The sequence below is a fragment of the Brevundimonas sp. genome (assembly GCF_036400995.1).
GTDB lineage: Bacteria > Pseudomonadota > Alphaproteobacteria > Caulobacterales > Caulobacteraceae > Brevundimonas.
The window spans coordinates 1-4,655 of the sequence record NZ_DASWWG010000073.1; the positions used below are offsets into that span (position 1 = coordinate 1).

General features: G+C 69.1%; 8 protein-coding genes and 1 pseudogene. 5 read left to right on the forward strand and 4 right to left on the reverse strand.

Features of this window, described 5'->3' with window-relative positions; genetic code table 11:
- A partial coding sequence (locus tag VGE03_RS10800) for a hypothetical protein (protein WP_331046479.1) occupies positions 1–238 on the forward strand: 238 nt, incomplete at its 5' end.
- A 3-nt stretch (positions 239–241) separates the two neighbouring features.
- On the opposite strand, the gene VGE03_RS10805 is transcribed toward VGE03_RS10800, so the two are convergent.
- The 4 genes from VGE03_RS10805 to VGE03_RS10820 form a co-directional block, all read right to left on the reverse strand.
- On the reverse strand, positions 242–649 hold the full coding sequence (locus VGE03_RS10805; RefSeq protein WP_331046480.1) for a YkgJ family cysteine cluster protein: 408 nt from the start codon (positions 647–649) through the stop codon (positions 242–244).
- Between the two features lie 4 nt (positions 650–653).
- A complete protein-coding gene (locus VGE03_RS10810; RefSeq protein ID WP_331046481.1) occupies positions 654–995 on the reverse strand; it encodes a VOC family protein in 342 nt (113 codons plus the stop codon).
- Between the two features lie 235 nt (positions 996–1,230).
- Positions 1,231–1,956 carry an ABC transporter permease gene (locus VGE03_RS10815; RefSeq protein WP_331046482.1) on the reverse strand — a complete coding sequence of 242 codons (726 nt, stop codon included), beginning with the start codon at positions 1,954–1,956 and terminating at the stop codon, positions 1,231–1,233.
- Positions 1,956–2,888, reverse strand: coding sequence for an ABC transporter ATP-binding protein (locus VGE03_RS10820; RefSeq protein WP_331046483.1), 933 nt, complete (start codon positions 2,886–2,888; stop codon positions 1,956–1,958). The genes VGE03_RS10815 and VGE03_RS10820 overlap by 1 nt, the downstream gene beginning before the upstream one ends.
- 94 nt (positions 2,889–2,982) lie before the next feature.
- Between VGE03_RS10820 and VGE03_RS10825 the strand changes: the two genes are divergently transcribed.
- From VGE03_RS10825 to VGE03_RS10840, 4 genes and pseudogenes are all read left to right on the forward strand, one after another.
- The gene (locus VGE03_RS10825; RefSeq protein ID WP_331046484.1) at positions 2,983–3,483 is read left to right on the forward strand and encodes a DUF2975 domain-containing protein; all 501 of its coding nucleotides are present in this window, start codon (positions 2,983–2,985) and stop codon (positions 3,481–3,483) included.
- Positions 3,483–3,728 carry a helix-turn-helix transcriptional regulator gene (locus VGE03_RS10830; protein WP_331046485.1) on the forward strand — a complete coding sequence of 82 codons (246 nt, stop codon included), beginning with the start codon at positions 3,483–3,485 and terminating at the stop codon, positions 3,726–3,728. The genes VGE03_RS10825 and VGE03_RS10830 overlap by 1 nt, the downstream gene beginning before the upstream one ends.
- A gap of 54 nt (positions 3,729–3,782) precedes the next feature.
- On the forward strand, positions 3,783–4,334 hold the full coding sequence (locus VGE03_RS10835; protein WP_331034748.1) for a TspO protein: 552 nt from the start codon (positions 3,783–3,785) through the stop codon (positions 4,332–4,334).
- 127 nt (positions 4,335–4,461) lie between these two features.
- Positions 4,462–4,655, forward strand: a pseudogene (locus tag VGE03_RS10840) (elongation factor P); the annotation flags it as partial.

Here is a 4,655-nt window from a genome sequence, read left to right on the forward strand (position 1 = left end):
GTCGTTCGTGATGGTCTATGTCGGCCCGGCGTCGCAGTTCCCCATCTATTCGGGCGAACAGGTCGAGGCGGGCGGACGCACCAGCGTGGTGGTCAGCGACGGCGGCCGGCGCCACGCCATGGAGCATCTGTTCCAGCGCGCTGACGCCCCACGCGAGGTGCATATCTGGACCATGACCCTGGACGGCGCGGACCGCGCCCTGGCCGAGCAGATCGCCCAGTCGGTCGACGTCAGATAAGCCTCAGGCCCGCCGCACCGGCGTGTCTGTCGGCCCCAGCCGGACCCCGCGCGCCCCGGCGAAGACCAGCACCTCCTGTCCGGGCGCGGCGGCCCAGCGGCGCAGGGTCGGCTCATAGGGCTCGCGCCGCCAGTCGTGCGGGCGGGCGGCGTCGCATTCGACGATCAGCCGCGCGCCGCCCTGTTCGCTGTGCAGGACGAAGCCGGCCACCGACGGCTTCCAGTCGGCGTCCAGCGCCTCCGTCAGCAGCCACAGGCAGTTGAACACCCGGCAGTCGTCGGGGCGGTCCTCATAGATCGCGCAACCCCGCGCCTTGCTGAAGTGACGGCACCACTTGCCCGCGGGCTTGTTCAGCGCCGTCACCCCCATCAGCTTGCAGCACAGGCCGCAGTCTCCGCAGGACTTGTCCAAGCGGTCAGGTCTCGGACCAGACCGCCAGCTCGTTTCCGGCCGGATCGCGGAAGTGGAAGCGCCGGCCGCCCGGGAAGTCGAAGATCGGCTTCACGATCACGCCACCCGCCGCCTCGACCTTCGCCAGCATGGCCTCGAGGTCGTGGGCGTAGAGCACGGGCAGGGGCGTCTTGGTCGCCTCCGCCGCATCAGCGTCGAAGCCCCCGTCCAACCCCTCGTTGAAGGCCGCGTACGACGGGCCGTAGTCCACGAAGGTCCAGCCGAAGGCGGCTCCGTAGAAGGTCTTCACCGTCGGCAGGTCGCCGCCGGGCAGTTCGAGATAATCCAGCTTTCCGTCTTCACGCATGGGTTTGGTCCTGTTCCGGGAAAGCCATCCGACCCGCCATTACTGACGGGCCGTCGGGGCGGGCGGAAGGGGGCGCGAACCTGTGATCGGGGTTTTTCCACCGCGCCGCTTGCCAGCCGATGGAATCCGCGCAAACCTGCAACTCGTTCGCAATCGCAGGACTGCCCCGATGATCATTCTGACCACAGGACAGGCTTCGCTGACCCGCCTCATGCAGGCGGACGCGCCCTCGCGATCACAGCACCTCGCGCCGCGAAAGGTGAACCGTCAGGGCGACCAGCGCCAGCAGACCGACACCGCAGCCCAGCCCCAGCGCGGTGGTCACGCGCCACGGTTCTGAGGCCAGCATGTTCACCGGCATCTGCCAGGGCAGGAAGACGCCCTGCTTGGCCGAGGTCGCCACGACCGCGAAGAAGGTGCCCCCGATCCCGACCACCAGCCCGGGCACGAAGCTGGCGTAGCGCAGGGCGGTCCACAGCTGGACCGCGACCAGCAGCAGGGCCGCGCCGAACATCATGGCCAGGATCTTCGCATGGCGGGCCAGCTCCATTGGCCCGCTCGGCGCGACCGCCGGCTTGATCAGGGCGGCGGCCTTGAGGGCCAGGACGGTGAAGGCCAGCACCGCCACGCTCATCGCCGCCACCACGGCCAGCACGCAGATCGCCTTGGCGGCGTACAGCTTCCAGCGGGGCAGGGGCAGGGCGCGCAGGTGATCCCAGCTCTTCGGCCCGTGCTCCATATGCGCGACCAGGGCGGTCAGGGCCGTCACGCTCATCGGCAGCATGAAATAGGCCCAGATGCCGGCGGCGCTGCCCAGCCACATCTCCCACGGCATCGGCTTGTCGCCGCGCAGCAGCATGAAGAAGGCGAAGACGGCGATCAGCGACGGCGCGGCGACGGCCAGTACGGCCGCCAGCGAGCGGTTCAGCTTGCGGGCTTCAACGGTCAGGACGGACAGCATCACGCGGCCTCCAGCTCGGGCTTGGGTTGGGATACGTCGTGGTAGATGCCTTCCAGGGACCGGGCGCGCGGCCCGATGGCGAAGACATTCAGTCCGGTCTCGATCAGGGCGCGGTTCAGGGCGGCGGCCGCCGTGCGGGCGTCCTCTCCGGGCTTCAGGCGCGCCACGGCCTCGTCCTCGGTCACCTCCAGGGTGAAGCCGCGCGCGGTGGCCAGCGCCGCGGCGCGCGTCTGGTCGTCGGTCTGGAACACCACCTCGGGCGCCAGATCGGCCTTCAGCCGCTCCAGTTCACCCTCCAGCACCAGCTTGCCGTGGCTCAGGATGCCGACGTGGGTCGCCGTCTGCTCGATCTCGCCCAGCAGGTGGCTGGACAGCAGGACGGTCGCCCCGGTCCGCTCGGGCAGGGCGCGCAGGAAGCGGCGCATGTCGGCGATGCCGTCCGGGTCCAGACCGTTGGTCGGCTCGTCGAGGATCAGCACCGGCGGAGCGCCCAGCATGGCGCGGGCGAGGCCCAGCCGCTGCCGCATGCCCAGCGAATAGTCGCTGACCCGGCGGTTCGCATGGGCGGTCATCTCGACCACTTCCAGCACCCGGTCGATCTCGGTCTTCGGCAGGTCCAGCAGGGTGCGGGTCAGGTCCAGGTTCTCCCGCCCTGACAGGTTGCCGTAGAAGCCGTGCGCCTCCAGCAGGGCCCCGACCCGCCGCGCGGCGGCCAGCCGGTCCCGCACCACATCGACGCCGTCGATCCGCGCCCGGCCCGAGGACGGGCCGATCAGGCCCAGCAGCATCTTCAGCGTGGTGGTCTTGCCCGCCCCGTTGCGGCCGAGGAAGCCGTAGACGGCCTGTCGGGGGACGGTCATCGACACGGCGTCGACGGCCATATGGTCCCCGAACCGTCTCGTCAGGGCATGGGTCTCGATAGCGGCGGCCATGGCGGCACTCCCGGTTTCGTTTAAGTCGGATTTAAAGTTGCGAAGCGCGTGTCTTTAAGTCAAGATTAAAGACAAGACAGGTTTGGAGGGCCTCGTGAGCCGCGCCGACATCGACCGCTTTCGCCTTCGCTGCCGCCAATTTCGCTGGCTGGCGATCTTCATGGTGTGCAGCGTGGGACTGCTGCTGGCGTCCATGCACCTGATCTTCCCCGCCCTGAACTGGGCGGTGCACGGACGGGCGATGACGGCGCGTGACACGCTGACATCCCTGATCTGGATGACGTCGCCGGCGTTATACCTGTTCGCCGTCTGGTCGATCGGAAGCGCCATGGGGCAGCTGGCCGGCGGGCGCCTGATCCAGCCGGTTCTGGCGGCCGCCCTGCGCAAGGTGGGGCTGGCGCTCGGTCTCGGCGGCCTGTTCAGCGTGTTCGCCCTGACCAATCTGTTGCGCCTCGTCCGGGGCGGCCACGGCGGCTGGCTCTATTTCGACGTCTCGGGCATGACGCTGGGCATGATCGGCGGCGCCCTGTTCCTGCTGGGGCGGGTCATCGATCAGGCGGGCCGGGTTCAGGCCGAACTCGACGAAATGATCTGATGCCCATCCGCGTGACCCTCGACCAGTTGATCGTGAGCAAGGGCCTCAAGGCCCGCGACCTGGCGCAACAGGTCGGCCTCAGCGAGACCCAGCTGTCCCTGTTCCGCTCCGGCAAGGTGAAGGGCATCCGCTTCCGGACCCTGGCCAGGCTCTGCGCCGCTCTGGGCTGTCGCCCCGGCGACCTGCTGGACTACGACCTCGACCCCGCCGATCTGGAGCCGCCCGGAGGCGACGAGGCGGACTGACGGAACCGCCCCTGCGGCGCGTCATTTGATGTCCTGATCTGTTCAGGAGCCATCATGCCCATCGAAAACGCCCTCGACACCGCCCGCGATCAGGCCGCAGACCTTCTCAACGCCGAGGGCCGCAGTTGGGCTCATGTGGGGCTGGGCCTGGCCCTGACCGCCGGGTTCGCCCTGGCCGCGACGACGGCGGCTTCGAAGCTGATCCGCCCCCAGCCGCTCAGGGCGCTGCAACCTTTGGGCGGCGACGCGCCGATCACCGAACGCCCGCGTGGTCCCATCAGCCTGATCCTTCCCGCCCTGTTCTCGGCCACCACCTTGTCGGCCGTGCGCGTCTGGAACGCCCCGGCCCGTCCGGAACGCCGAAACGCCATGGCCCTGTGGCTCGCCGCCCAGACCGTCAGCGCCGTCTGGCTGGCCGTGCGGCCGACGCGACTGTCAACCCAGATAGCTGCGGCCATGTCCTCGGCCGGTCTGGCAGCAGCCTTCGCTCATGAAGCGCGCAAGCTGGACCCCGCCGCCGGCCAGTTGGCCTCTCCCACCGGGATGGGCGTCCGCCTGGCCAATCGGGCCCAGGCCAGGCTGCGCAGAGAGCCAACCACCCACTAATCCGCAAACCGGCGATCAGCGCCCCCATTGCCCTTTTTCCGCGCTTCCTCTACGGCTCGCCGCGATTTCGCGCGCCCGCCTGTGAAGCGGCCGGGCCGCCCCCAGCCCTTCGATCCCAGCGGTTTCAATGAAAATCAACGGCAACACCATCAAGCCCGGCATGGTCCTGCAACACAACGGCGGCCTCTGGGTCGTCACCAAGGCCAGCCACGTCAAGCCCGGCAAGGGCGGCGCCTTCGCCAACGTCGAGGCCAAGAACCTCGAAACCGGCAACAAGCTGAACGAACGCTTCCGCTCGGAAGACAAGGTCGAGCGCGTCAC

Excerpts from the sequence above, each read along its gene's own strand:
- VGE03_RS10820 (WP_331046483.1), bottom strand. The coding sequence starts at position 2,888 with ATGGCCGCCGCTATCGAGACCCATGCCCTGACGAGACGGTTCGGGGAC.
- VGE03_RS10810 (WP_331046481.1), bottom strand. The coding sequence starts at position 995 with ATGCGTGAAGACGGAAAGCTGGATTATCTCGAACTGCCCGGCGGCGAC.
- VGE03_RS10835 (WP_331034748.1), top strand. The coding sequence starts at position 3,783 with ATGCCCATCGAAAACGCCCTCGACACCGCCCGCGATCAGGCCGCAGAC.
- VGE03_RS10830 (WP_331046485.1), top strand. The coding sequence starts at position 3,483 with ATGCCCATCCGCGTGACCCTCGACCAGTTGATCGTGAGCAAGGGCCTC.
- VGE03_RS10815 (WP_331046482.1), bottom strand. The coding sequence starts at position 1,956 with ATGCTGTCCGTCCTGACCGTTGAAGCCCGCAAGCTGAACCGCTCGCTG.